Annotated in this window: 22 protein-coding genes; 10 read left to right on the forward strand and 12 right to left on the reverse strand. The window is 72.0% G+C overall.

What is annotated here, in order from left to right; all coding sequences use genetic code 11:
• Positions 1–53: 53 nt before the first annotated feature.
• The 4 genes from ACWDAS_RS07985 to ctaC all read right to left on the reverse strand — a co-directional run bounded on the left by ACWDAS_RS07985 (position 54) and on the right by ctaC (position 4539).
• On the reverse strand, positions 54–1319 hold the full coding sequence (locus ACWDAS_RS07985) for an Ig-like domain-containing protein (RefSeq protein ID WP_450387999.1): 1266 nt from the start codon (positions 1317–1319) through the stop codon (positions 54–56).
• Between the two features lie 123 nt (positions 1320–1442).
• Positions 1443–1841 carry a cytochrome c oxidase subunit 4 gene (locus ACWDAS_RS07990; RefSeq protein WP_450388000.1) on the reverse strand — a complete coding sequence of 133 codons (399 nt, stop codon included), beginning with the start codon at positions 1839–1841 and terminating at the stop codon, positions 1443–1445.
• A complete protein-coding gene (gene ctaD / locus ACWDAS_RS07995; protein ID WP_450388001.1) occupies positions 1838–3577 on the reverse strand; it encodes an aa3-type cytochrome oxidase subunit I in 1740 nt (579 codons plus the stop codon). Before ctaD ends, ACWDAS_RS07990 begins: the two co-directional genes overlap by 4 nt.
• On the reverse strand, positions 3574–4539 hold the full coding sequence (gene ctaC, locus ACWDAS_RS08000) for an aa3-type cytochrome oxidase subunit II (RefSeq protein ID WP_450388002.1): 966 nt from the start codon (positions 4537–4539) through the stop codon (positions 3574–3576). The genes ctaD and ctaC overlap by 4 nt, the downstream gene beginning before the upstream one ends.
• Before the next feature lie 268 nt (positions 4540–4807).
• Here ctaC and ACWDAS_RS08005 point away from each other — a divergent pair, with 268 nt between their 5' ends.
• Positions 4808–6205: an aminotransferase class V-fold PLP-dependent enzyme gene (locus ACWDAS_RS08005; RefSeq protein WP_450388003.1), complete on the forward strand. Its 1398-nt coding sequence runs from the start codon at positions 4808–4810 to the stop codon at positions 6203–6205.
• Between the two features lie 336 nt (positions 6206–6541).
• Here the strand turns inward: ACWDAS_RS08005 and ACWDAS_RS08010 are convergent, their stop codons facing one another.
• Positions 6542–7516, reverse strand: a complete 975-nt coding sequence (locus ACWDAS_RS08010) for a carbohydrate kinase family protein (RefSeq protein ID WP_450388004.1) — start codon at positions 7514–7516, stop codon at positions 6542–6544.
• Between the two features lie 137 nt (positions 7517–7653).
• On the opposite strand from ACWDAS_RS08010, the gene ACWDAS_RS08015 reads away from it, so the two are divergent.
• Positions 7654–7857 (forward strand): hypothetical protein, encoded by a 204-nt coding sequence (locus ACWDAS_RS08015; RefSeq protein WP_450388005.1) that lies wholly within the window; start codon positions 7654–7656, stop codon positions 7855–7857.
• Positions 7858–7959: 102 nt separating this feature from the next.
• A complete protein-coding gene (locus tag ACWDAS_RS08020) occupies positions 7960–9318 on the forward strand; it encodes a hypothetical protein (protein WP_450388006.1) in 1359 nt (452 codons plus the stop codon).
• A gap of 83 nt (positions 9319–9401) precedes the next feature.
• Here ACWDAS_RS08020 and ACWDAS_RS08025 read toward each other — a convergent pair whose 3' ends face one another.
• Positions 9402–9755, reverse strand: a complete 354-nt coding sequence (locus ACWDAS_RS08025) for a HesB/IscA family protein (protein WP_431946412.1) — start codon at positions 9753–9755, stop codon at positions 9402–9404.
• 243 nt (positions 9756–9998) lie between these two features.
• Here ACWDAS_RS08025 and nadA point away from each other — a divergent pair, with 243 nt between their 5' ends.
• Both nadA and ACWDAS_RS08035 read left to right on the forward strand, forming a co-directional pair.
• Positions 9999–11174 (forward strand): quinolinate synthase NadA, encoded by a 1176-nt coding sequence (gene nadA, locus ACWDAS_RS08030; RefSeq protein ID WP_450388007.1) that lies wholly within the window; start codon positions 9999–10001, stop codon positions 11172–11174.
• Between the two features lie 15 nt (positions 11175–11189).
• The gene (locus ACWDAS_RS08035) at positions 11190–12074 is read left to right on the forward strand and encodes a GNAT family N-acetyltransferase (RefSeq protein ID WP_450388008.1); all 885 of its coding nucleotides are present in this window, start codon (positions 11190–11192) and stop codon (positions 12072–12074) included.
• A 72-nt stretch (positions 12075–12146) separates the two neighbouring features.
• Here the strand turns inward: ACWDAS_RS08035 and ACWDAS_RS08040 are convergent, their stop codons facing one another.
• The 5 genes from ACWDAS_RS08040 to ACWDAS_RS08060 all read right to left on the reverse strand — a co-directional run bounded on the left by ACWDAS_RS08040 (position 12147) and on the right by ACWDAS_RS08060 (position 18528).
• Positions 12147–15287 carry an efflux RND transporter permease subunit gene (locus ACWDAS_RS08040; protein ID WP_450388009.1) on the reverse strand — a complete coding sequence of 1047 codons (3141 nt, stop codon included), beginning with the start codon at positions 15285–15287 and terminating at the stop codon, positions 12147–12149.
• Between the two features lie 157 nt (positions 15288–15444).
• Positions 15445–16110, reverse strand: a complete 666-nt coding sequence (locus tag ACWDAS_RS08045; RefSeq protein WP_450388010.1) for a response regulator transcription factor — start codon at positions 16108–16110, stop codon at positions 15445–15447.
• 37 nt (positions 16111–16147) lie between these two features.
• Positions 16148–17326 (reverse strand): sensor histidine kinase, encoded by a 1179-nt coding sequence (locus ACWDAS_RS08050; RefSeq protein ID WP_450388011.1) that lies wholly within the window; start codon positions 17324–17326, stop codon positions 16148–16150.
• 110 nt (positions 17327–17436) lie between these two features.
• Positions 17437–17715, reverse strand: coding sequence for a PspA-associated protein PspAA (gene pspAA, locus ACWDAS_RS08055; protein ID WP_450388012.1), 279 nt, complete (start codon positions 17713–17715; stop codon positions 17437–17439).
• 21 nt (positions 17716–17736) lie between these two features.
• Entirely contained in the window at positions 17737–18528 is a 792-nt protein-coding gene (locus tag ACWDAS_RS08060; RefSeq protein ID WP_450388013.1) for a PspA/IM30 family protein, read from the reverse strand.
• Positions 18529–18726: 198 nt separating this feature from the next.
• Here ACWDAS_RS08060 and ACWDAS_RS08065 point away from each other — a divergent pair, with 198 nt between their 5' ends.
• The 3 genes from ACWDAS_RS08065 (at position 18727) to ACWDAS_RS08075 (ending at position 21246) form a co-directional block, all read left to right on the forward strand.
• The gene (locus ACWDAS_RS08065; RefSeq protein WP_450388014.1) at positions 18727–19317 is read left to right on the forward strand and encodes a DUF3043 domain-containing protein; all 591 of its coding nucleotides are present in this window, start codon (positions 18727–18729) and stop codon (positions 19315–19317) included.
• A 68-nt stretch (positions 19318–19385) separates the two neighbouring features.
• Positions 19386–20096, forward strand: a complete 711-nt coding sequence (locus ACWDAS_RS08070; RefSeq protein WP_450388015.1) for a class I SAM-dependent methyltransferase — start codon at positions 19386–19388, stop codon at positions 20094–20096.
• Positions 20097–20145: 49 nt separating this feature from the next.
• Entirely contained in the window at positions 20146–21246 is a 1101-nt protein-coding gene (locus tag ACWDAS_RS08075; protein WP_450388016.1) for a S1C family serine protease, read from the forward strand.
• A 105-nt stretch (positions 21247–21351) separates the two neighbouring features.
• Here ACWDAS_RS08075 and ACWDAS_RS08080 read toward each other — a convergent pair whose 3' ends face one another.
• Positions 21352–21558: a hypothetical protein gene (locus tag ACWDAS_RS08080; protein ID WP_450388017.1), complete on the reverse strand. Its 207-nt coding sequence runs from the start codon at positions 21556–21558 to the stop codon at positions 21352–21354.
• A 69-nt stretch (positions 21559–21627) separates the two neighbouring features.
• Here ACWDAS_RS08080 and ACWDAS_RS08085 point away from each other — a divergent pair, with 69 nt between their 5' ends.
• Both ACWDAS_RS08085 and cobT read left to right on the forward strand, forming a co-directional pair.
• Positions 21628–22830 carry a bifunctional adenosylcobinamide kinase/adenosylcobinamide-phosphate guanylyltransferase gene (locus ACWDAS_RS08085; protein ID WP_450388018.1) on the forward strand — a complete coding sequence of 401 codons (1203 nt, stop codon included), beginning with the start codon at positions 21628–21630 and terminating at the stop codon, positions 22828–22830.
• A gap of 40 nt (positions 22831–22870) precedes the next feature.
• The gene (gene cobT, locus ACWDAS_RS08090; protein ID WP_450388019.1) at positions 22871–23914 is read left to right on the forward strand and encodes a nicotinate-nucleotide--dimethylbenzimidazole phosphoribosyltransferase; all 1044 of its coding nucleotides are present in this window, start codon (positions 22871–22873) and stop codon (positions 23912–23914) included.
• The last annotated feature ends 20 nt before the right edge of the window (positions 23915–23934 follow it).

Below are 23934 nucleotides of genomic sequence, written 5' to 3' on the forward strand. Positions count from 1 at the left end.
TCCGGCTCCCTGGCGCGATGCCCCGGGGAGCCGGAGGCAGGGCCCTGGCGGCGTCACATCTCCGGCCGCAGGCGGGCCTCAGGGGCGTCGGTACGGTCCGCCACGGCCGGGTCGGCGCCCTCGCGCGTGCCTGCCGCGCTGCCCTTGCGCCACTGGCTCCAGGTGAGGTTCCAGTCGCCGAAGCCGTTGCTGAAGGCGGGCATGTCCTCACCCAGGCTGTGGACGACCGAGACCAGGTCGCCGCGCCGCACGTTGTCGAAGAACCAGTGCGCGTTCTCGGTGCTCATGCCGACGCAGCCGTGGCTGACGTTGGCGATCCCCTGCGAGCCCACGGACCAGGGCGCCGCGTGCACGTACTCACCGCTCCAGGTCACCCGGGTGGCCCACTGGACGGGCAGGTCGTAGGAGTCGGAACTGCCCGAGGCGATGCCCACGGTCTCGCTGCGCATCCGTACGTTGGCCTCCTGACCGAGCACCACCTTGATGCCGTTGCGGGTCGAGAAGCCGGGCTTCCCGGTGGTGACCGGGATGGTGCGGACGAGCTTGCCGTTGCGCTTGAAGGTCATGGTGTGCGTGGCCGCGTCGGTGACGGCCTCGATGCGGTCGCCGGTCCTGAGCGTCAGCGGCTTGACCTTGCCTCCGTAGAGGGACCCCTTGACGTGGACGTCGTTCAGCGTGCTGCGGACGTCGATACGGGCGTGCGCCGGCCAGTAGGTGCGCGGACGGTAGTGCAGGGTGCGGTCGTCGACCCAGTACCAGGCGCCCTCGTCGGCCGCCGGGGAGGCGTTGACGTGCAGATTGCGCTCGACCATGCTCCGGCTGAGGCGGTCCTTCACGGGCGCGCTGAGCTCGGCCGTGATGGGCTGGCCGACGCCGTAGGTGCCGCTCTCCGGGCCGAAGGTGACGTTCAGGCGGCGCTTGGTGCCCGAGGTGTCGACGGCGAGCGTCTTGCGGCCCTGACGGCCCTTCGTGTCCTCGGTGGTCACCTGGACGACGTAGTGCGACGCGGCGGAGAGCTTGGAGGTGCTGCTCCAGCGCCTGCCGTCCGCGGACAGGCGGCCGCTCACGTAGCGTCCGGAGCTGTCCGTGGCCGTCACATCGGTGATGCGGTTGCCGTCACCCTTGACGGTGATTTCGAGCGGCTTCTTGGGGTCGGCCTTCTTCGACCCGGTGATGCCCCCGGTCCACACGACCTGGCCAGCGGCGTCGTAGGGGACCGTGGCGAGGGGATCGCCGTTGTCCGAACAGGAAGCCAGCGGCGCCGACAGTGTCACTGCTGCGATCGCGATCGCCATGCGGCGCGGAGAAAAGTGACCCATGGTCACCACGCTAGGCAGAGATGATCTCCCGCCGCCCGCCGAGCGCGTACGAACGGGCGATGGCCCGGACCCCCTTCCGGGTGTCCGGGCCATCGCCGTGTCGCGGGTGGGCGCGCGGAGCGCTCACTGGGTGCGGTTCTCACCCCGGTAGTACTCGAAGACCCAGCCCCACAGGCCGACGAGGATGAACGGCGACGCGAAGTAGATCAGCCACCAGCCGAAGATGATGCCCAGGAAGGCCGTGGCACCACCGAAGGCCAGCAGCAGCGGCTGCCAGCTGTGCGGGCTGAAGAAGCCCAGCTCGCCGGAGTCGTCCGCGACGTCCGCGTCCTCGCGGTCCTGGGCTCCCGTGTCCGCGCGGCGGGCGGTGAAGGCCAGGTAGAACCCGACCATCACGGAGAGGCCGAAGGAGAGGAAGAGCGCCGTGGTGCCGACCGGCTCCTTGGACCACAGGCCGTAGACCGTGGCCATGCCCAGGAAGAAGACGGACAGCCACAGGAACAGCTTGCCCTGGAACTTCACTTGCCGCTCTCCTTCTCATCGCCGCCGGACACGGCCGGGGCCGCGCCGACGTTCTCCAGCTGGTCCAGAGCGGCCATCTCCGGGTGGTGGAGGTCGAAGGCCGGGGATTCGGACCGGATGCGGGGCAGCGTGAGGAAGTTGTGCCGCGGCGGCGGGCAGGAGGTCGCCCACTCCAGCGAGCGGCCGTAGCCCCACGGGTCGTCGACCTCGACCGGCTTGCCGTACTTGGCGGTCTTCCACACGTTGTAGAGGAACGGCAGCATTGACAGGCCCAGCAGGAAGGAGCTGATGGTCGAGATGGTGTTCAGCGTGGTGAAGCCGTCCGCGGCCAGGTAGTCCGCGTACCGGCGGGGCATGCCCTCGGCACCCAGCCAGTGCTGGACGAGGAAGGTGCCGTGGAAGCCGAAGAACAGCGTCCAGAAGGTGATCTTGCCCAGTCGCTCGTCGAGCATCTTGCCGGTGAACTTCGGCCACCAGAAGTGGAAGCCGGAGAACATCGCGAACACGACGGTGCCGAAGACGACGTAGTGGAAGTGGGCCACCACGAAGTACGAGTCCGAGACGTGGAAGTCCAGCGGCGGAGAGGCCAGGATGACGCCGGTCAGACCGCCGAAGGTGAAGGTGATCAGGAAGCCGATCGCCCAGAGCATCGGTGTCTCGAAGCTCAGTGAGCCCTTCCACATCGTGCCGATCCAGTTGAAGAACTTCACACCGGTCGGTACGGCGATCAGGAAGGTCATGAAGGAGAAGAACGGCAGCAGCACACCGCCGGTGACGTACATGTGGTGGGCCCACACCGTCGCCGAGAGGCCGGCGATGGAGATCGTCGCCGCGATGAGGCTGACGTAGCCGAACATCGGCTTCCGGGAGAAGACCGGGATGACCTCACTGATGATGCCGAAGAACGGCAGCGCGATGATGTACACCTCTGGGTGCCCGAAGAACCAGAACAGGTGCTGCCATAGCAGGGCACCGCCGTTGGCCGCGTCGAACACATGGGCGCCGAACTTGCGGTCGGCCTCCAGGGCCAGCAGCGCGGCGGCCAGCACCGGGAAGGCGAAGAGCACCAGCACACCGGTGAGCAGCACGTTCCAGACGAAGATCGGCATACGGAACATCGTCATGCCGGGGGCGCGCATGCAGATGATCGTGGTGATGAAGTTGACCGAGCCGAGGATCGTGCCGAAGCCGGAGAAGGCCAGACCCATGATCCACAGGTCACCGCCGATGCCCGGCGAGCGGACCGCGTCCGTCAGCGGGGAGTAGGCGAACCAGCCGAAGTCGGCGGCGCCGTTCGGGGTGAGGAAGCCGGCGACCGCGATGAGCGAGCCGAACAGGTAGAGCCAGTAGGCGAACATGTTCAGCCGCGGGAAGGCGACGTCGGGCGCGCCGATCTGCAGCGGCATGATCCAGTTCGCGAAGCCGGCGAAGAGCGGCGTCGCGAACATCAGCAGCATCACGGTGCCGTGCATCGTGAAGAGCTGGTTGAACTGCTCGTTGGACACCACCTGGGTGCCCGGGCGGGCGAGCTCGGCGCGCATGATGAGCGCCATCACGCCGCCGATGAGGAAGAAGAAGAACGACGTCGCCAGGTAGAGCGTGCCGATCGTCTTGTGGTCGGTGGTGGTCAGCCACTTGACGATGACATTGCCGGGCTGCTTCGTGCGGACCGGCATCTCGTCCGCGTACGCGTCGTGGGCGGCGGCCGCACCGTGGGGTTCGTTGAGAATGCTCACTGGGTCTTGGTCTCCGCGTTCTTGGCGTTGCCGGTGGTGGCAATGCCTGCCGGGACGTAACCGGTCTGGCCCTTCTTCGCCAGGTCCTGGAGGTGCTGCTTGTAAGCCTCCGGCGAGACGACCTTGACGTTGAAGAGCATCCGGGAGTGGTCCACGCCGCACAGCTCGGCGCACTTGCCCACGAAGGTGCCCTCCTTGTTGGGGGTCACCTGGAAGACGTTGGTGTGGCCGGGGATGACGTCCATCTTGAACAGGAAGTTCACCACCCAGAAGGAGTGGATGACGTCACGCGAGGTGAGGACGAACCGGACCGACTCGCCCTTGGGCAGCCACAGGGTCGGGCCCGGGTTGCCGGTGTCCTGGTCCTTGGAGGCGGGCGTGCCGAAGTCGTAGACACCGTCGGCGCCCGCGGGCGCGTCCAGCTTCTTCGCCGGGATCGAGGAGAGCTCCGGGGGCACCGTGCCGGCCTTGGGGGTCGACGGGTTGCCGTCCACGTCCTCGACGTAGTTGAAGGCCCAGCTCCACTGGAAACCGACCACGTTGACGACGTGGTCAGGGGTCTTCGAGGTCTCCAGGAGCTTGGACTCGTCCCGGGCGGTGAAGTAGAACAGCACCGAGATGATGACCAGCGGGACCGTGGTGAAGAGCGCCTCGATCGGCATGTTGTAGCGGACCTGGGGCGGGATCTCCACCTTGGTGCGGCTGCGCCGGTGGAAGATGATGCTCCAGAGGATCAGTCCCCAGACGAGCACGCCGACCGCGAGCGCGGCGGCCCAGGAACCCTGCCAGAGCGACAGGATCCGCGGTGCCTGCTCCGTGGCGGGGCTGGGCATGCCGAGGCGGGGGAAGTCCTCGTATGTGCAACCGGTGGCGGTCGCAAGGACCAGGCCCGCGGCCAGCGCCTGCGGCAGAATCCGCCGCATCGGGCGCCGCGACGAGCGGTCGGAGCCGTAGGGACTCACGTAGCGCCTTCCCGAGAGTCTCGCCCGCGCGTCCGGATTCCCGGCCTGTGCTGGTCGGTCGCCCTGGCGCGGGCAGTGGTGTGGATGTTTATGCGGACCAAACCCTACTGGACTCGATTTTGGGGCGCGCGGGGAGGGGGGCCAACGCGCCGGGGCGGCCCCCGAAGGGGTGCCGGGCACCGCTCCGCACCTGCGGAGGGCCCCGTTTCGGGGCCTTTTGACTGGTCCCCAGACGACCTCCGCGGCGGCTGGGCGTACCGTGCACAACGTGCCCTACTTCGATGCCGCGTCCGCCGCACCACTGCATCCCGTCGCCCGGCAGGCCCTGCTCGCCGCGCTCGACGAGGGGTGGGCGGATCCCCTCCGGCTCTACCGCGAGGGGCGCCGCGCCCGGTTGTTGCTCGACGCCGCCCGGGAGGCCGCGGCCGACGCCGCCGGGTGCCGTCCGGACGAACTCGTTTTCACTCCTTCGGGTACGCGTGCCGTGCACACGGGGGTGGCCGGGGCGCTCGCCGGGCGCCGCCGGGTCGGCCGGCACGTGGTCGTCTCGGCCGTCGAGCACTCCTCCGTGCTGCACGCGGTCGAGGGCGCCGACGTCACGGAGGTCGGGACGGACCGCTCGGGTCTGGTCGACGCCGACGCCTTCGGCTCCGCGCTGCGGGAGGACACCGCGCTGGCGTGCCTGCAGTCCGCCAACCACGAGGTCGGCACGGTGCAGCCGGTCGAGGAGGCCGCCGAGCTGTGCCGGGCGGCCGGGGTGCCGCTGCTCGTGGACGCCGCCCAGTCGCTGGGCTGGGGGGCGGTGGCGGGCGGCTGGTCGCTGCTGACGGCGAGCGCCCACAAGTGGGGCGGTCCGTCCGGGGTGGGCCTGCTCGCGGTCCGCAAGGGCACCCGCTTCGCCGCCCAGGGCCCCACCGACGAAAGGGAGTCGGGGCGCGCGCCCGGTTTCGAGAACCTCCCCGCGATCGTCGCCGCGGCGGCCTCCCTGCGGGCGGTGCGCGCGGAGGCGGACGCGGAGGCGGCACGGCTGTCCGCGCTGGTCGACCGGATCCGGGCCGCGGTGCCCGAACTGGTCCCGGACGTCGAGGTGGTGGGCCACCCCGAGCTGCGGCTGCCGAACGTGGTGACCTTCTCCTGCCTCTACGTGGACGGCGAGGCGCTCCTGCACGAGCTGGACCGGGAGGGCTTCTCCGTCTCCTCCGGGTCGTCGTGCACGTCCAGCACGCTGACGCCCAGCCATGTGCTCAAGGCGATGGGCGTGCTGTCGGAGGGGAACGTCCGGGTCTCGCTGCCGGCGGGGGCGGAGGCGGGCGACGTCGACCGCTTCCTCGAAGTGCTGCCGGGGGTCGTGCGGACGGTACGGGAGCGGCTCGGGGCGCCGACGCCGGCACCCGCGCGCGGGGGGCGGGTGACCGGGGCGGCGGACGACGAGGTCGGCGGGCCCGACCTCGTCGTCGACTCCCTCGGCAAGCGGTGTCCGATTCCGGTCATCGAGCTGGCGAAGGTCATCGGCGACGTGCCGGTCGGCGGCGTCGTCTCAGTCCTCTCCGACGACGAGGCCGCCCGGCTCGACATCCCCGCCTGGTGCGACATGCGCGCCCAGGAGTACCTCGGCGCGCACCCCGCCGCGCGCGGCACGGCCTACTGGGTCCGCCGCCTTTCCTGACCTCGGCGTCGCCCACGCCCGGGGCGCGGTCGGCCCGTCCGCCGCGGGGTACGGGGCCCTCCCGGCGGCGGCCGGAGCGAGGGCGGACCGGCCCTGACGGCGCGGCGCCCACCGCTTCTTCCCCGGCTCCACGGCCGGGCAGTGCCTCACGCCCGCACGCAGGTGGGCGGGACCGGGCCGGCTCTTCCCCGGCCCGTGCCGGGCCGCCCCGGCCTCTGCCCCGGCCTCGGCCTCGGGCGCCGGCCGCAACCCGGGAGACAAGTGCGCCCGGCTCCCCCTGGCCCTTCGAGGGCCGGGGGAAGCCGGGCGCCTTGCCCCGCCGACGTCGTCAGCGCGTCACCGCAGGTGCGCGCGGACCTCTTCGGCGGCGTCGTCGCCGTAGGCCTTGGTGAAGCGGTCCATGAAGTGGGCCCGGCGCAGCTGGTACTCCTGCGTGCCGAGGGTCTCGATCACCAGCGTCGCGAGCATGCAGCCGACCTGCGCCGCCCGCTCCACGCCGACGCCCCACGCGAGGCCGGAGAGGAAGCCGGCGCGGAAGGCGTCGCCGACGCCCGTGGGGTCGACCTTGGCGTCCTCCTCCGCGCAGCCCACGACGATCGGCTCCTCGCCGGACCGCTCGATGCGGACGCCGCGCGAGCCCAGCGTGGTGACGCGGGTGCCGACCCGGCCGAGGATCTCCTCGTCCGTCCAGCCGGTCTTGGACTCGATCAGGCCCTTCTCGTACTCGTTGGAGAAGAGGTAGGCCGCGCCGTCCAGCAGTATCCGGATCTCGTCGCCGTTCATGCGGGCGATCTGCTGCGAGAAGTCCGCCGCCCACGGGATGCCGCGGGTGCGGCACTCCTCGGTGTGGCGGAGCATCGCCTCGGGGTCGTCGGCGCCGATGAGGACGAGGTCGAGGCCGCCGACGCGGGCGGCGACGGCCTGCAGCTCGATGAGGCGGGCCTCGCTCATGGCGCCGGTGTAGAAGGAGCCGATCTGGTTGTGGTCGGCGTCGGTGGTGCAGACGAAGCGCGCGGTGTGCAGGACCTCGGAGATCCGGACGGACGCGGTGTCGACGCCGTGCCGGTCGAGCCAGGCGCGGTAGTCGTCGAAGTCGGAGCCGGCGGCGCCGACGAGGATGGGCCGGACACCCAGCTGGCCCATACCGAAGCAGATGTTCGCGCCGACGCCACCACGGCGTACGTCGAGCGTGTCGACCAGGAAGGAGAGGGAGACCGTGTGCAGCTGGTCGGCGACCAGCTGGTCGGCGAATCGGCCGGGGAAGGTCATCAGGTGGTCGGTGGCGATGGAGCCGGTGACTGCGATACGCACGGCTGGGATGCTCCTGCGGAGGCGGGCGGCGGACGGGACCTGTCCACGCTACCGGCTGGGCCGGTGGGCGCCGACACGGTGAAACTACCCGATAGTAGGGCTTTCTCCCGTGACCCCGGGTGCCTAGGGTCGTGTCTATGACCACTCCTCTTCCCGCTGCCCCCCTCGGCGACCCGGAGTCGCTCGCCGAGCTCATCGGCGACTGCCGCAAGATGGCCGAGCACTGGGAGGTCCCCGCGAAGGCCGAATCCGCGCGGGTCACCCCGTCGAGCCTGCACGGGATCACCGTGCCGGCCGCATCGGCGCACGTCGTCGAGGGCATGGCCGAGTACGCCGACTGATCGGAACCGCGAAGCGCTCCGGCCCGTCCAAGTGACGTCCCCCGGTTGAAGGACCGGGACGTCAGCAGCTGCACGCAGTTGTACGGAGCCGAAGGAGCCATCGTGGAGAGCGAGCCGACACGACCGCGCCGCCGGCACACGTCGCCCTGGGTGATGTCGGCGGTCGCCGTCGCCGTGCTGGCCGCCGGGGGCGGCGGTGCGTACTGGGCCTCGTCGGGCGCCGGAGAAGGCGCGCCGAGGGCCTCGGGCGGCAGCGGGAGCGATTCCCCGGAGCCGCTGCGGCTGGACGGGGGGTTCCGCCCCACCGGCGCCGAGCTCACCGCCGGGGGCGATCTGCCCGACGGCCCATCCTCAGCTGCCGTCCAGCGGCCCGGCGTCGTGTCGCGTGCCGCCGTGGAGAAGCTGGCGCGCGCTCTGGGCGTGCCCGGCACCGTGAAGTCCGACCACGGCGTCTGGAAGGCCGGGGGCACACCCGACGGCGGCGGTCCCGCACTCCGGGTGAACAAGGACGCGCCGGGCACCTGGGCGTACTCGTACTACGGCGCCGTGCCCCACAAGAACCGCGCCCCGGCCCGGGACGACCTCGTGGTGCCGGAGGCGGAGGCACTGCGCAAGGCCGCTCCCGTCTTCGCCGCGCTGGGGCTGAAGGGCGCCCGTACGGACGCGAGCGAGGTCTCCGGCGCGCTGCGCACGGTCACCGCGGATCCGCGGGTGGCGGGGCTGCCCACGCACGGCTGGCGGTCGGCCGTGCGGGTCGGCTCGGACGGCCTGCTGGTGAGCGGGTACGGCATGATGTCGCCGCTGTCCGAGGGCGCCACCTATCCCGTGGTGTCCGCGAAGGAGGCCCTGAAGCAGCTGGAGCGCCCCGGGACGGGCGGTGACCTGGGGATCGGCGACTGCCCCACGGTGGTGCCGAAGCCGTCCCGCTCCCCCGGCGACGATCCGGCCCTGCCGCAGGTGATGCCCTGCGTGCCGAGCGCGAACCGGCCGATGGAGGTGCGGAAGGCCGAGTTCGGCCTGTCGGCGCAGTTCGTGGCCGGACGGCAGGTGCTGGTGCCCTCGTGGCTCTTCGAGGTGGCGCAGGAGGGTGTCAAGCGGACCTCGGTGCTGGCCCAGCCGGCGGTGGACCCGGCCCACATCAGCGGCGGCACGGCCTCTCCCTTGCCTTCGGGGACGGCGGCCCCGGCCACCTCGGCCGCGAAGGTGGAGTCGTACCGCGCCGAGGGCACGCAGCTTTCGCTGCGCTTCTGGGGCGGGGTGTGCAGCGACTACACGGCCTCGGCCGACGAGTCGGGCGCGGTGGTGAAGGTCCGGATCACGGTGGTCCAGAAGGACCCGGGGAGGGCCTGCATCATGATCGCCAAGCGGTTCACCCGCACAGTGCGTCTCGACACCCCGCTGGGCGACCGCAAGGTCGTCGACCTCTCCGACGGCAGCACGGTGCCGCGGAAGCAGCGGTGACCGCGGACGCGGGCGCCTGGACCCTCAGGACATGCCGAAGGCGGCGGGCACCTCGGGTGTCCGCCGCCTTCGTGCGACAAGGCTCAGTGGAACGAGTCGCCGCAGGCGCAGGAGCCGGTGGCGTTCGGGTTGTCGATCGTGAAGCCCTGCTTCTCGATGGTGTCGACGAAGTCGATGGAGGCACCGCCCAGGTAGGGGGCGCTCATGCGGTCGGTGACGACCTTCACACCGCCGAAGTCCTTCACGACGTCGCCGTCGAGCGAACGCTCGTCGAAGAAGAGCTGGTAGCGCAGGCCGGAGCAACCGCCCGGCTGGACGGCGACGCGCAGCGCGAGGTCGTCGCGGCCCTCCTGCTCGAGCAGGCTCTTGACCTTGGAGGCCGCCGCGTCGGACAGGATGATGCCCTCGCTCTGGCTGGTCTCGTCCTGAACCGTCATCTGATTCACTCCCGGGTTGTACGGACTGCTGGCACGACCGTTAACCGGTGGCCTCCCGGATTCATTCCTCCGGGTCCGATGCGTCTTGGCGCCCTCCATGCTCGCACACCGGACCGGCTACGGGTAATGCGTCACACTGACGCGAGGGCCATCGTCATTCTGACGCGAACGGGTTATGATAGATAGCGTCAAATAGACGAAAAGGTTTGAGCCGCAGTTCCGCAGAGAAAGGGCTCCGGGCCCGTGACCACCACATCCGAACCGCTGGACGTCCAGCCGACCCCGCTCGCCCTGCTCCTCCTGGGCCGCGAGTCCGACCCGCGCAGTGAGCGCGGTGTCGACTGTCCCGGTGACCTGCCCGCGCCCTCGGACCCGGATCTGGTGGAGCGCGCCCGCGCCGCCAAGGCGAAGCTCGGCGACAAGGTCTTCGTCCTGGGTCACCACTACCAGCGCGACGAGGTCATCCAGTTCGCCGACGTGACCGGCGACTCCTTCAAGCTGGCCCGTGACGCCGCCGCCCGCCCCGAGGCCGAGTACATCGTCTTCTGCGGTGTGCACTTCATGGCCGAGTCCGCGGACATCCTGACCTCCCAGGCCCAGCAGGTGATCCTGCCCGACCTGGCGGCCGGCTGCTCCATGGCCGACATGGCCACCGCCGAGCAGGTCGCCGAGTGCTGGGACGTGCTCACCGAGGCCGGCGTCGCCGACGTCACCGTGCCCGTCTCGTACATGAACTCCTCCGCCGACATCAAGGCCTTCACCGGCCGGCACGGCGGCACCATCTGCACGTCCAGCAACGCCAAGCGGGCCCTGGAGTGGGCCTTCCAGCAGGGGCAGAAGGTGCTCTTCCTCCCCGACCAGCACCTCGGCCGCAACACCGCGGTCCGCGAGATGGGCTTCTCGCTGGAGGACTGCGTCGTCTACAACCCCCACAAGCCGAACGGCGGGGTCACGGCGGAGCAGCTGCGCGACGCCAAGATGATCCTGTGGCGCGGCCACTGCTCGGTGCACGGCCGCTTCTCGCTGGACTCGGTGGAGGACGTCCGCGCCCGCATCCCCGGGGTCAACGTCCTGGTGCACCCCGAGTGCAAGCACGAGGTCGTCACCGCGGCCGACTACGTCGGCTCGACCGAGTACATCATCAAGGCCCTGGAGGCCGCCCCGGCCGGCTCCGCCTGGGCGATCGGCACGGAGCTCAACCTGGTGCGCCGGCTGGCCAAGGCGCACCCGGACAAGCAGATCGTCTTCCTCGACAAGACCGTCTGCTTCTGCTCGACCATGAACCGGATCGACCTGCCGCACCTGGTGTGGGCGCTGGAGTCGCTCGCGGACGGCAAGGTCGTCAACCGGATCCAGGTCGACCAGGAGACCGAGCACTTCGCCAAGCTCGCGCTGGAGCGGATGCTCGCCCTGCCGTAGGGGCAGGATGGGCGCATGATCCTGCGCCCGTTACACGACACCGACGAGGACGCCGACGCGGTAGCGGTCGTGGCCGCCGCCGCGTTCGGCGCCTCCGGCGCCCTGCCCGGCGGCGGCCCGCCCGAGGAGATGCCTCCCGAGCGGGCCGCGCTGCTGCGACGGCGCAACCGGTACGTCGCGCGTACCGACCCCGGCGGCTGCTGGCTGGCCGTCGACGAGACCTCCGGCATGCCACTGGGGGTCGCCATGTCGACGCGCCGCGAGGGGACCTGGGGACTGTCGCTCTTCGCCGTGCTGCCGTCCGCGCAGCGGCAGGGGGTCGGACGCGAACTGCTCGCCGCCGCCCTGGCCTACGGGCGCGGCTGCCTGCGCGCCATCATCTGCAGCTCCCCCGACCCGCGCGCGGCGGCGACCTACCGCCGGGCGGGCTTCGCGCTGCATCCGGCGATGCGCCTGGAGGGGGCCGTCCGCAAGGGCGACCTGCCGGCGCCGGACGGGGCGGTGCACGAGGGGTCGGCCAAGCACCGCGACCTGATGGACTCCGTCGACCGGCGCACCCGGGGCGGCGCGCACGGCCCCGACCACGACCAACTGCTCACCGAGAGCGGCCTGCTGGTGGTCGACGACCTCGCCGGCAGCGGCTACTGCTACGTCGGCGAGGACGGGTACGTACGGCTGCTGGCCGCCACGTCGCGCAGGCTGGCGACCCGGCTGCTCACGGCCGCGCTGCTGAGCCTGCCCGAGGGCACCCCGGCACGGGTCGGCAATCTGACGGCCGAGCAGCAGTGGGCGGTGGACGTCGGCCTGACGGCCGGGCTGGAGCTGAGCACGTCCGGCTATGTCTGCCTGCGCGGGATGCGACCGCCGGAGCCGTACATCCCGTCGGGGTTCTTCCTGTAGGACCGGCGGCCCCGGACGTACGGCGGGGCCCGGGGCGACTGTGAACGCCCCGGGCCCTGCCGCAGGTTGCCGCTACACCTCGGCCAGTACCGGCTCCTGCTCGGCCTCGCCGGCTCCGGGACCGCCGTTCTTGGCGGCCCGCTTCAGCGCCTTGCGCTTGGCGCGGCGCTCCTTGCGGATCTCGACCATCGTGTAGAGGGTCGGGACGAGCAGCAGCGTCAGCAGCGTCGAGGTGAGCAGACCGCCGATGACGACCACGGCGAGCGGCTGGGCGATGAAGCCGCCCTCACCGGTGACCCCGAGGGCCATCGGGAGCAGGGCGAAGATGGTCGCCAGCGCGGTCATCAGGATCGGCCGCAGACGGTGCCGGCCGCCCTCGATGACCGCCTCCACGACGCCGTAACCCTGGGCGCGGTACTGGTTGATGAGGTCCATCAGCACGATCGCGTTGGTCACGACGACGCCGATGAGCATCAGCATGCCGATCAGTGCCGGCACACCCAGGGGGGTGCCGGTGATGAGCAGCAGGCCGATGGCGCCGGTCGAGGCGAACGGGATGGACACCAGCAGCACCAGCGGCTGGACCAGGCTGCGGAACGTGCCGACCAGCAGCATGAAGACGATGGCGACGGCGGCGAGCATCGCCAGCGCGAGCCCCGAGAAGGCGTCGCCCTGGTCCGAGGAGACGCCGCCGATCTCGGCCGTCGCCCCCTTGGGGAGGTGGAGCGACTTGATCTTGTTCTGCAGGGCGGTGCTGACGGCGCCGGTGTTGTCGGCGGTCGGCGTCGCCGTGATCGTCGCCGCCCGAGCGCCGTCGATCCGGGTCTTCTGCACCGGCCCGGGGGCCTCCACCACGTCGGCGACCTTGCCCAGCTTCACCGGGCCCGCCGGGGTGGCGATGGTGAGCGCCTTGAGCCCGGCGAGGGTCGTGGCGCCCTGCGCGGAGGTGACCCGCACATCGCGCTCGGTGTCGTCCAGCACCGCCTTGCCGACGGTCGTGCCGCGCACGGCCTGGGTGACGGCGGCGCCGATGGTCGTGTCGTTGAGGCCGTACTTCGCCGCCTCGGCCTGCTTGGCGTGGACCTCGATCCGGGGCACGGACTGCGCGAGGTCGCTGGTGACGTCGGTGACGTCGTCCAGTCCGGCCACGGCGTCACGGACCTGGTCCGCGGCCTTGGCGAGGGTGTCGCCGTCGGCGGCCTTCACCACGACCGACAGGTTCTGGCTGCCGAAGCCGCCGCCCGCGGAGACCGAGGTGGTGCCGACGCCGTCGAGCGTCTTCAGGCCGGCGCGGATCTTGTCCAGGGCGGCGGCGGTGTCGCCGGCGTCCTTCAGCCGGACCTGGAAGCTGGCCTGGTTGGCGCCGGTACCGCCGCCGAAGGCCGCCAGGAAGCCGGAGGAACCGACGGTGACCTGGTAGTCCTTGACCTCGTCGATGCTCCCCAGCAGCTTCTCGACCTTGCCGGCCGCGGCGTCGGACGTCTTCAGGCTGGTGCCCGGCGCGAGTTGCTGCTTGACCGTCAGGGTGTCCTGGTCGCCCTGGTCGAAGAAGTTCGTCTTCAGCAGCGGGACCAGGCCGAAGGTGCACAGCAGCACCGCGACCGCGATCACGACGCTGGTGATGCGGCGGCGGGTGGCGAAGCGCAGCACCGGGACGTACAGCCGCTGCAGGAGGCTGCCGGCCTCCTTCGCCTCCGCCGCCCGGCGGATCTCGTCCGGGTCCGCCGTGCCGGCGTCGGCCGGGGGCTTGAGGAACCAGTACGAGAACACCGGCACCACCGTCAGCGAGACCAGCAGCGAGGAGAGCAGCGCGGCCGCCACGGTCAGCGAGAAGGAGCCGAACAGCGCCCCGACCAGGCCGCCGACCAGTCCGATCGGCAGGAAGACCGCGACCGTGGTGAGCGTGGACGCGGTGACCGCGCCGGAGACCTCGCGCACGGCGGTGATGATCGCCGAGTGCTTCTCCTCGCCGTAGGCCAGGTGCCGCTTGATGTTCTCCAGCACCACGATGGAGTCGTCGACGACCCGGCCGATGGCGATCGTCAGAGCGCCCAGCGTGAGGACGTTGAGGGACAGGTCGCGGGTCCACAGCACGATCAGCGTCAGCACGACCGACAGCGGGATGGAGAGCGCGGTCACCAGCGTCGAGCGCAGCGACGCCAGGAAGACCAGGATGACCAGGACCGCGAAGAGCAGGCCCAGCAGGCCCTCGGTGGTCAGGCCGTGGATCGACTTGGAGACCGCCGGACCCTGGTCGCTGACGACGGTGAGCTTCGCGCCCTTGCCGAGGTCCCGCTCCATGTCCGCCAGCTTGTCCTTGACCGCCGTGGAGACCGCGACGGCGCTGCCGTCCTGGGTCATGGTGACGGCGATGCCGAGGCTCGGCTCGCCGTCGGTGCGCGTGATGGAGTCGGTGGCGTCCGGCGCCTCGACGACGGTGGCGATGTCACCGAGCCGCACGGGCTTGGCGGCCGCCGGGACGCGCAGGTCCTTGATCTCGTCCAGCGAGGCGTACTCGCCGCCGACCTGGACGGTACGGCTCTTGCCGTTCTCGTCGAAGGAGCCGGCGGGCACCGGGTGGCCGCCGGCCTGCAGCGCCTGCACCACGGCGGCCGCGCCGATCCCTGCCCTGGCGAGCTTCGCGTCGTCCGGGGTGACCGTGACGACCTGGTCCTGGACGCCGGTGACGGTGACCTGGCCGACGCCGTCGATGTCCTGCAGCACGGGGACCACGGAGCGGTCCAGGCCGTCGGCGAGCGCCTGCTGGTCCAGCCCGGTGGAGGTGGCGGCGAGCACGACGGTCGGGATGTCGTCGGTCGAGCCGGCCACGACCTGCGGGTCCGCCGCCTCCGGCAGACGCGAGGAGACCCGGTTCACGGCCTGCTGGACGTTGGCCACCAGCTTGTCGCTGTCGTTGCCGTAGTCGAACTGGGCCATGATCACGGCCGAGCCCTCGCTGGCCGTCGAGGTGATGCCGGTGATCCCGTCGACACCCTTGATGCCGTCCTCGATCGGCTCGACGACCTGCTTCTCGACGACATCGGGCGAGGCACCCTGGAGGGTCGTGATCACCGAGACGACGGGCAGGTCGATGGAGGGCAGCAGCTGCTGCTTGAGCGAAGGTATCGCGATCGCGCCGAATACGACGGCGACCACGGCCATGAGCGCGATCAGGGCGCGCTGGGCGAGGCTGATTCTGGACAGCCAGGACATCGTGGTGCGGTCTCTTCTCTGGGTCAGAGGATGCGGATACAGATATCGGTCGTCAGACCACCCCAGCTTCTCCCGTCCGGGAGGGGGGTTTCCTCACTCCGAGGTCGTGGTGTGCGGCGGTCGCGTACTGCGGCTGCGGTACGGCGCCGGGCGTAGTTCAGCGCCCGGCCGGGCGCACCAGGCCGGACTCGTACGCCGCCACGACCAGCTGAGCGCGGTCGCGGGCGCCCAGCTTGGCCATGGTGCGGTTCACATGGGTCTTGACGGTGAGCGGGCTCACGCCGAGGCGTTCGGCGATCTCGTCGTTCGGCAGGCCCATCGCGACCTCGATCAGCACCTCGCGCTCGCGGGCGGTGAGCGCGTCGAGCTCGGGGGCGGTGCGGGACGGTGTGCCGGCCTGCGCCAGGAACTGCCCGATCAGGCTCTTCGTCGCGGACGGCGACAGCAGCGCGTCCCCGGCGGCGACGGTGCGGATCGCGGCGAGCAGCTCGTCCGGCTCGGCGCCCTTGCCGAGGAAGCCGGCGGCCCCGGCGCGGATCGCCTGCGCGACGTACTCGTCGGCCTCGAAGGTGGTCAGGACGAGGACCGCGACGCCCGTCAGGTCCTCGGCACCGGTGATCTCGCGGGTGGCGGCGAGGCCGTCGGTGCCGGGCATGCGGATGTCCATCAGCACGACGTCCGCCCGGGTGCTGCGGGCCAGCGCGACCGCCTCCGCGCCGTCCGAGGCCTCCCCCACGACCTCCATGTCCGGTTCCGACTCCACGAGGACGCGGAACGCGCCGCGCAGCAGTGCCTGGTCGTCCGCGAGCAGCACCCTGATCATGCGGGCATTTTCCCATCCCCGGCCGGGCGGGCGGAGCTCAGGCCGGTACCGCCAGCGGCAGGCGCGCGTGGACGCGGAAGCCGCCCTGCGTGCACGGGCCGGCCTCGCAGGTGCCGCCGAGGGCCGCGGCCCGCTCGCGCATGCCGATCAGACCGTGGCCGCCGCCCTCGGTGACCGGGGCGTCCGGGCGTCCGCCGCGGTCGAGCACGGTGACCTCGAGCGCGTCGGCGCCGCGCGCGATGCGGATCTCCGCCCGCGCGCCCGGGCCGGCGTGCTTGTGCACATTGGTCAGGGATTCCTGGATGACCCGGTACGCCGTGAGGTCGACGCCGGCCGGCAGCGTGCCCGGGGCCTCCTCGACCACCTCGACCGGCAGCCCGGCCCGCCGGAAGCCGTCGACGAGCTGGTCCAGTACGCCGAGGCCGGGCGCCGGCTCCATGGGGGCGGCTGGATCGCCGGACTGCCGCAGCAGGCCGACCGTCGCGCGCAGCTCGTCGAGTGCGGAGCGGCTGGCCTCGCGGACGTGGGCGAGGGCCTGCTTCGCCTGGTCGGGGCGGCTGTCCATGACGTGGGCGGCGACGCCAGCCTGCACGTTGACCAGGGCGATGTGGTGGGCGACCACGTCGTGCAGCTCCCGGGCGATCCGCATCCGCTCCTCTGCGACGCGGCGCTTTGCCTCCTCCTCCCGGGTGCGCTCGGCCCGCTCCGCGCGTTCCTCGACGGCGGCGATGTAGGCACGGCGGTTGCGGGTGGCCTCGCCGGCCGCCGCGGCCATACCGGTCCACGCGAACAGCGCGAGGTTCTCGGCGGAGTACCAGGGCCGCGACCCGAAGAGCATCGCGATGGCGGGCAGCAGGAGGCAGGTGGCCAGGCCCAGCCGGAAGGTGGTGGTGCGATCGGTGCGCGTGGAGGCCGAGAAGAGCGCGACGACGACGGCGGCCGCCACCGGCGCGCGGCCCTCCCCCGTCGCGGTGAGCAGATAGACGACGGTGACCGCGCCGGTGACCGCGAGGACGCCCAGCGGGCTCCGCCGGCGCAGCAGCAGCGCGGCGGAGGCGACGACGCTGAGGACGATGTCGGGGACGGAGGCGTCATAGCGCTCCGCGTGCGGCCCGATGAACATGTTGCCGAGGATCACCGCGAGGACGGCGAGCGCCAGCCCGGCGTCGAGGGCGATGGGGTGGGCCTGCGGCCACAGCCGGGCCCGGTCCCTCATGGATCGATGCTGCACGCTCATCAACGGTACGGGGCCGCGCAAGACGACCGTGCCCCGGCCCGGTACGGAACCGGGCCGGGGCACGTGCGAGTGCGCTGGTCGGCGAAGGGTCAGCCGGGGATGAGGCCGTCGTCGCGGAGCATCGCCCGGACCTCCTCCAAGGTGGCGTCCGAGGCCGGCAGGATCAGTTCGGACGGCTCCAGGGAGTCGTCCGGCAGCGGTGTGCCGAGCCGGCGGACGGCGTCGAGGAGTGCGGTGAGCGTGCGCCGGAAACCGGCGTCGTCGCCGCTCTCCATCTCCGCCAGGAGCTCGTCGTCGAGCTTGTCGAGCTCGGCGAGATGGCTCTCCGCCACCGTCACCTGCCCCTCGCCCATGATCCGTACAATCACGACGCCCTCCTCAGGGGTGCCTCACTGCTTGTCGAACCGGGGCTGGTCCTGGGTCTGGGACTGGTTCTGGCCCTGCTGGCCGCCGCTCTCGATGGCCTGCTGCGGGGAGCCGCCGGCCAGCTCGGCCTTCATGCGCTGCAGTTCCAGCTCCACGTCGCTGCCGCCGGACAGACGGTCCAGCTCCGCCTGGATGTCGTCCTTGGCGATGCCGGTCGGGTCGTCGAGGGCACCGGAGGCCAGCAGCTCGTCCAGGGCACCGGCCCGGGCCCGCAACTGCTCGGTCTTGTCCTCGGCGCGCTGGATCGCCAGGCCGACGTCGCCCATCTCCTCGGAGATGCCGGAGAAGGCCTCGCCGATCTGGGTCTGCGCCTTGGCCGCGCTGTAGGTGGCCTTGATGGTCTCCTTCTTGGTGCGGAAGGCGTCCACCTTGGCCTGCAGCCGCTGGGCGGCGAGGGTGAGCTTCTCCTCCTCGCCCTGCAGCGTCTGATGCTGCGTCTCCAGGTCGGTGACCTGCTGCTGGAGCGCGGCCCGGCGCGACAGCGCCTCGCGGGCCAGGTCCTCCCTGCCCAGGGCGAGCGCCTTGCGGCCCTGGTCCTCGAACTTCGCCGACTGCTGCTGCAGCTGGTTCAGCTGCAGCTCCAGCCGCTTGCGCGAGGTGGCGACGTCCGCGACACCGCGCCGCACCTTCTGCAGCAGCTCCAGCTGTTTCTGGTACGAGTAGTCGAGGGTCTCGCGCGGATCCTCGGCCCGGTCAAGGGCCTTGTTGGCCTTCGCGCGGAAGATCATCCCCATCCGCTTCATGACACCGCTCATGGGCCTCGCGCGCCCCCTTCATTCAGCTCGCCAGCACACCACATCTACAGACCCCACAGTACGGGGCCTGGTTCCATTACCCCACTGTTCTGTTGCGGATGCGCTCATCCTTAGGAACGATCACAGTTCGATGACCTCAGGCCCAGGGAGTAGGTGAGGGGCTGGGGGTCCCGTCGGCGAGCACGTAACCTTGGAGTCGTGTTCCGACGTCGTTCCCAAACCGAGCAGGCCGCGTCCACCACCATGGTGGAGGACGCGCGGCCTCGCGACCCGCAGGCTCCCAAGGGTCGCCCCACGCCCAAGCGCAGTGACGCCCAGAGCCAGCGCCGCAGGACCGTGAGCGCGCCCGCCGACCGCAAGGCCGCCTCCAAGCAGGCCCGCGACGCCCGGCGAGCCGACCTCGCCAAGCAGCGCGAGGCGCTCATGAACGGCGACGAGCGCTATCTGCCCGCCCGCGACAAGGGACCGGTCCGCAAGTTCGCGCGCGACTACGTGGACTCCCGCTTCCGCGTGGCCGAGTTCTTCCTGCCGCTGGCCGTGGTCATCCTCGTGCTGAGCATGGTGCCGAGCACCGCGCTGAAGAACCTCTCGCTGCTGCTGTGGCTCGTGGTGATCGTGCTGATCGTCATCGACTCGATCATCACCGGTTTCCTGCTGCGGCGCGAGCTGGCCAAGCGCTTCCCGGACAAGCCCACCAAGGGCGCGGTCGCCTACGCCCTCATGCGGACCCTCCAGATGCGCCGACTGCGCCTGCCGAAGCCGCAGGTCAAGCGCGGCACCAAGCCCTGAGCGGGAACGGCGGGTTCGCCGGCGCGGCCGGATCCTGGCTGGACCGGCTGGGCGGACTCCGGAACACCGTGCGTCAGGAGCTGGTCGCGCGCCAGCTCGACGAGCAGATCACCGCGCGCTTCCCGGTCGGGCGCCGGCTGAGGATCCTCGACGTCGGCCCCGGGCAGGGCACCCAGGCGCTGCGGATGGCCCGCGCCGGGCACCTGGTCACCGGCCTGGAGGCCGATCCGCACATGGCGGGCGTCCTGCGGGACGCGCTGGCCGCCGAGCCCGAGGGCATACGCGAGCGGGTCACCCTCCTGGAGGGCGACGGTCGTGAGACCGGTCGCCACTTCGGGCCCGGCAGCTTCGACGTGGTGCTCTGCCACGGCGTGCTGATGTACGTGCCCGAGCCGGACGCCATGGTCGCCGGACTCGCCCGGGTCCTGGCCCCCGGCGGACTGCTGTCGCTGCTCGTGCGGAACGCGGACGCCCTGGCGATGCGGCCCGCGCTGCAGGGCGACTGGACCGGCGCGCTGGCCGCCTTCGCGGCCGACACGTACACCAACCGGCTCGGCCTGCCTGCCCGCGCCGACCGGCGCGCGGATCTGACGACGACCCTCAGCGCGATCGGCGCGCCGCTGCACGCCTGGTACGGGGTGCGGGTCTTCACCGACACGGCGCCGGACGACGCCGTGGACGTGCCCGGGGAACTGCTGGCCGCCGAGGAACTGGCCGGGCGCACCGATCCCTACCGCGCGGTCGCGGCACTGCTGCATCTGTGCGGCGTACGGAGCTGACCGGGGCGGGCTACCGGGGACGGGACGCCGCGAACGCGACACTTCGGTCATGCGCGATTCGAAGCCGAACCGACGGCGGCCGCGGGCGGCACTGCGAGCGGCGGCCCTGCTGCTGGCCGTCGCGTGCGCCGGAAGCCTGACCGCCGGATGCACGGGGGACTCGGCCGCCCCCACCGCGTCGTCCTCGGCGCCGGCGCCCGTGGCCGCCTCCGAGGCGGCCGGCGCCCGCGATCTGGAGCACTCCTACCAGCAGGTGGTCAAGGCGGTCCTGCCGTCCGTCGTCCAGATCAACACGTCCGAGGGGCTCGGCTCCGGCATCCTCTACGACACCAAGGGCCACATCGTCACCAACGCCCATGTCGTCGGCAGCGCCGATACCTTCGAGGTCATCCTCGCCAACAGCGACGCCCCGCACAAGGGCCGCCTCGTCGCCGCCTATCCCGAGCAGGACCTCGCCGTCATCGAACTCGACGACCCGCCCGACGGGTTGCGCCCGGCGAGCTTCGGCCGCTCCCGGGACGTCCAGGTCGGCCAGATCGTCCTCGCCATGGGCAGTCCGCTCGGCCTGAACAGCAGCGTCACCCAGGGCATCGTCTCCGCCGTCGGCCGTACGGTCAGCGAGGCCCCGTCCGGCGGCGGCGTCGGCGCCACCCTTGCCGACCTGGTGCAGACCTCGGCCCCCATCAACCCGGGCAACAGCGGCGGCGCACTGGTCAACCTCTCCGGCCAGGTCATCGGCATCCCCACCCTCGCCGCGGTCAACACCTCGATGGGGGACTCGGCCGCCCCGGGCATCGGCTTCGCCATCCCCGCGGCCACCGTCACGCGCATCGCCGACCAGATCATCAAGCACGGCAAGGTCGTCGACTCCGGCCGCGCGGCGCTCGGCATCGCCGGGCGCACCGTCCTCGACGAGAACTTCCAGCCCGCCGGGGTGGGCGTCGTGGAGGTCACCAAGGGCGGCGCGGCCGACAAGGCCGGCATCAAGCCCGGGGACGTCATCACCCGTGTCGGGAACAGCGACATCACGACCCTCCAGTCGCTCTCCGAGGCCCTGGTACAGCGCGCCCCCGGCGACACCGTGGACGTCACCGTCCAGCGCGGCAGCAGCGAGAAGACCGTGCGGGTCACCCTGGGTCAGCTCCAGTAGTCCGGACCGGCCCGGATACGCGCGAGGGCGGGGCCGTGGGACGTCCCACGGCCCCGCCCTCGGGCGTGGTGCCGGTGCGTGGCCGGCCGATGCCCGGCCGCGCGGCTACTCGTCGGCGTGCAGGCTCATCGGGCCGTAGATCCTCGTGCTGTCCTCGAACAGGACGACCTGGTCGGCACCGCCCTGGAGGAGGTCCTTCCAGACCTCGCCGATCCAGGACTCGGCGTCGCCCTGGGTGGTGAACTCCTCGGGCTCGACCGCGGGGGTGACCTCCGTGCCGTCGGTCTTCTCGAAACGCCACGTCCACGCCATGTCCGTCTCCTCGTCCCTGGGGGTGCCTGCCCGGCAGCGTAGCGTGCGCGGACGCGAGAGGATCTGCACGTGGAACTGACTCTCCTCGGCACCGGAGGCCCGGACGGCCTGCCCCTCCCGGACTGCCCGTGCGCCGCGTGTGCGGTGGCGGTCGGCGACCAGGCGCGGGCGGCGACCGCGCTGCTCGTGGACGGGGCGGTGCTGATCGACCTGACGCCGGGGCTGGCGCTGACCGCCGCGCGGTCGGGGCGGTCGCTCGCGGGAGTGCGCCAGGTGCTGCTGTCGCATCCGCACGACGGGCCGGCCGTGGAGATCCCGGCGGGGCTGCCCGCTCCCAGCCGGGTGCTGGCGGGGCAGGAGATCACTGTGCTGACCGGGCACCGCGTACGGGCGGTGCCGGTCGACGCGCCCGGCTCCGGGTACGAGGTGACGGGGCCGGACGGGCAGCGGCTGCTGTACCTGCCGCCGGAGTGCGGCCCCGCGGGCCTCCCGGAGGCGGTCGAGCCGTATGGGACCGTGCTGCTGGACGCCGTGGCCCGGCCGGACGCGCTGGCGCGGCTGCGGGGGGCGGGCGCGGTCGGGAGCACCACCGACGTCCTCGCGGTGCACCTGGACCACCGCGTCCACCCGGGGCCCGAGCTGCGGCGCCGGCTGGCCGCGCTCGGCGCGCGGGCAATACCGGACGGCACCACGCTGACGGTCGGCGACATTCACGACGTGCCGGACGTGCCGCGGCGCACGCTCGTGCTGGGCGGGGCGCGTTCGGGCAAGTCGGTGGAGGCGGAACGGCGGCTGTCGGCCTTCCCCGACGTGCTGTACGTGGCCACCGGCGGGACGCGGGGCGGGGACCCGGAGTGGGCGCAGCGGGTGGCGCTGCACCGGGAGCGGCGCCCGGGGTCGTGGCAGACGGTGGAGACCTGCGACCTCCTGCCGCTGCTCGCGGAGGGGGACGGCCCGGCGCTGCTGGTCGACTGCCTGTCGCTGTGGCTGACGCACACCATGGACGAGCTCGGCGCGTGGGACGACGAGAACTGGGCGGAGGGCGCGGAGCGCGAACTGCGCCGCCGTGTCGCGGAGCTGGCCGCCGCGTGGCGCGCGACCCGCCGCACGGTCGTCGCCGTCAGCAACGAGGTCGGCTCCGGGGTCGTCCCGGCCACGGCCAGCGGGCGCCGTTTCCGGGACGAGCTGGGGCGGCTCAACGCGGCGGTCGCGGACGAGTCCGAGCACGTGGTGCTGGTGGTCGCGGGGCAGGCGCTGGCACTGCGGGGCTGACCTCGGCGCGCGGCCCTCGGGACCGGTAGTGTTCGACCCCGTGAGCGGCCTGAACCTTGATGATTTCGCGTCCCTGGTGGAGCGTCCGGACGCCGGTGTCCGCCGTGACGCGCACGACCGCTGGCAGCGGCTGGTGCGCCCGGCGAGCGCGCTGGGCGGGCTGGCCGAACTCGCGGACTGGCTGTCGGCGGCCCAGGGCGTGGCGACCGTACGCCCGATCGGGCACCCGAAGACCGTGCTCTTCGCGGCGGACCACGGAGTGGCGGCGCTGAATGTGTCGGCCCGCCCGGCGGGTACCGCGGTCCAGCTGGTCCGGCGGGTGCTGGACGGCGCCTCGCCGGTGAATGTGCTGGCGCGTCAGTACGGCGCGGGGGTCCGGGTGGTGGACGTGGGCGTGGACGCCCCGGCCGAGGACCTGCCCGCCGATGTGACGGCGCACCGCGTGCGGCGCGGCTCCGGCCGGATCGACGTGGAGGACGCGCTGACGGCCGAGGAGGCCGAGGCGGCGTTCCGGGCCGGCATGGCCGTCGCGGACGAGGAGGCGGACTCCGGCACGGACCTGGTGCTGCTCGGTGACCTGAGCGTGGGCGGCACCACGGTGGCCGGCGTGCTGATCGCGGCGCTGTGCGGTACGGACGCCTCGGTGGTGACCGGCCGCGGTTCGGGCATCGACGACATCGCGTGGATGCGCAAGTGCGCGGCGATCCGGGACGCGTTGCGCCGGGCCCGCCCGGTGCTGGGCGACCAGCTGGAGCTGCTGGCGGCGGTCGGCGGCGCGGACGTGGCGGCGATCACCGGCTTCCTGCTGCAGACGGCGGTGCGGAAGCTGCCGGTGGTGCTGGACGGCGTGGTGTCCGCGGCCTGCGCGCTGGTGGCGCAGCGGATCGCCTTCCGGGCGCCGGACTGGTGGCTCGCCGGGCAGGCCAGCGGTGAGCCGGGACAGGTCAAGGCGCTGGACCGGCTCTCCATCGAGCCGCTGCTGGAGCAGAAGGTGACGGCGGGTGAGGGCACGGGGGCACTGCTGGCGCTGCCGCTGCTGAAGGCGGCGGCGGCACTCTCGGCGGAGCTGCCGGAACGTTTCTGATACGTCACGAATCGGGCCGT

The sequence above is a fragment of the Streptomyces sp. NPDC001070 genome (assembly GCF_053598835.1).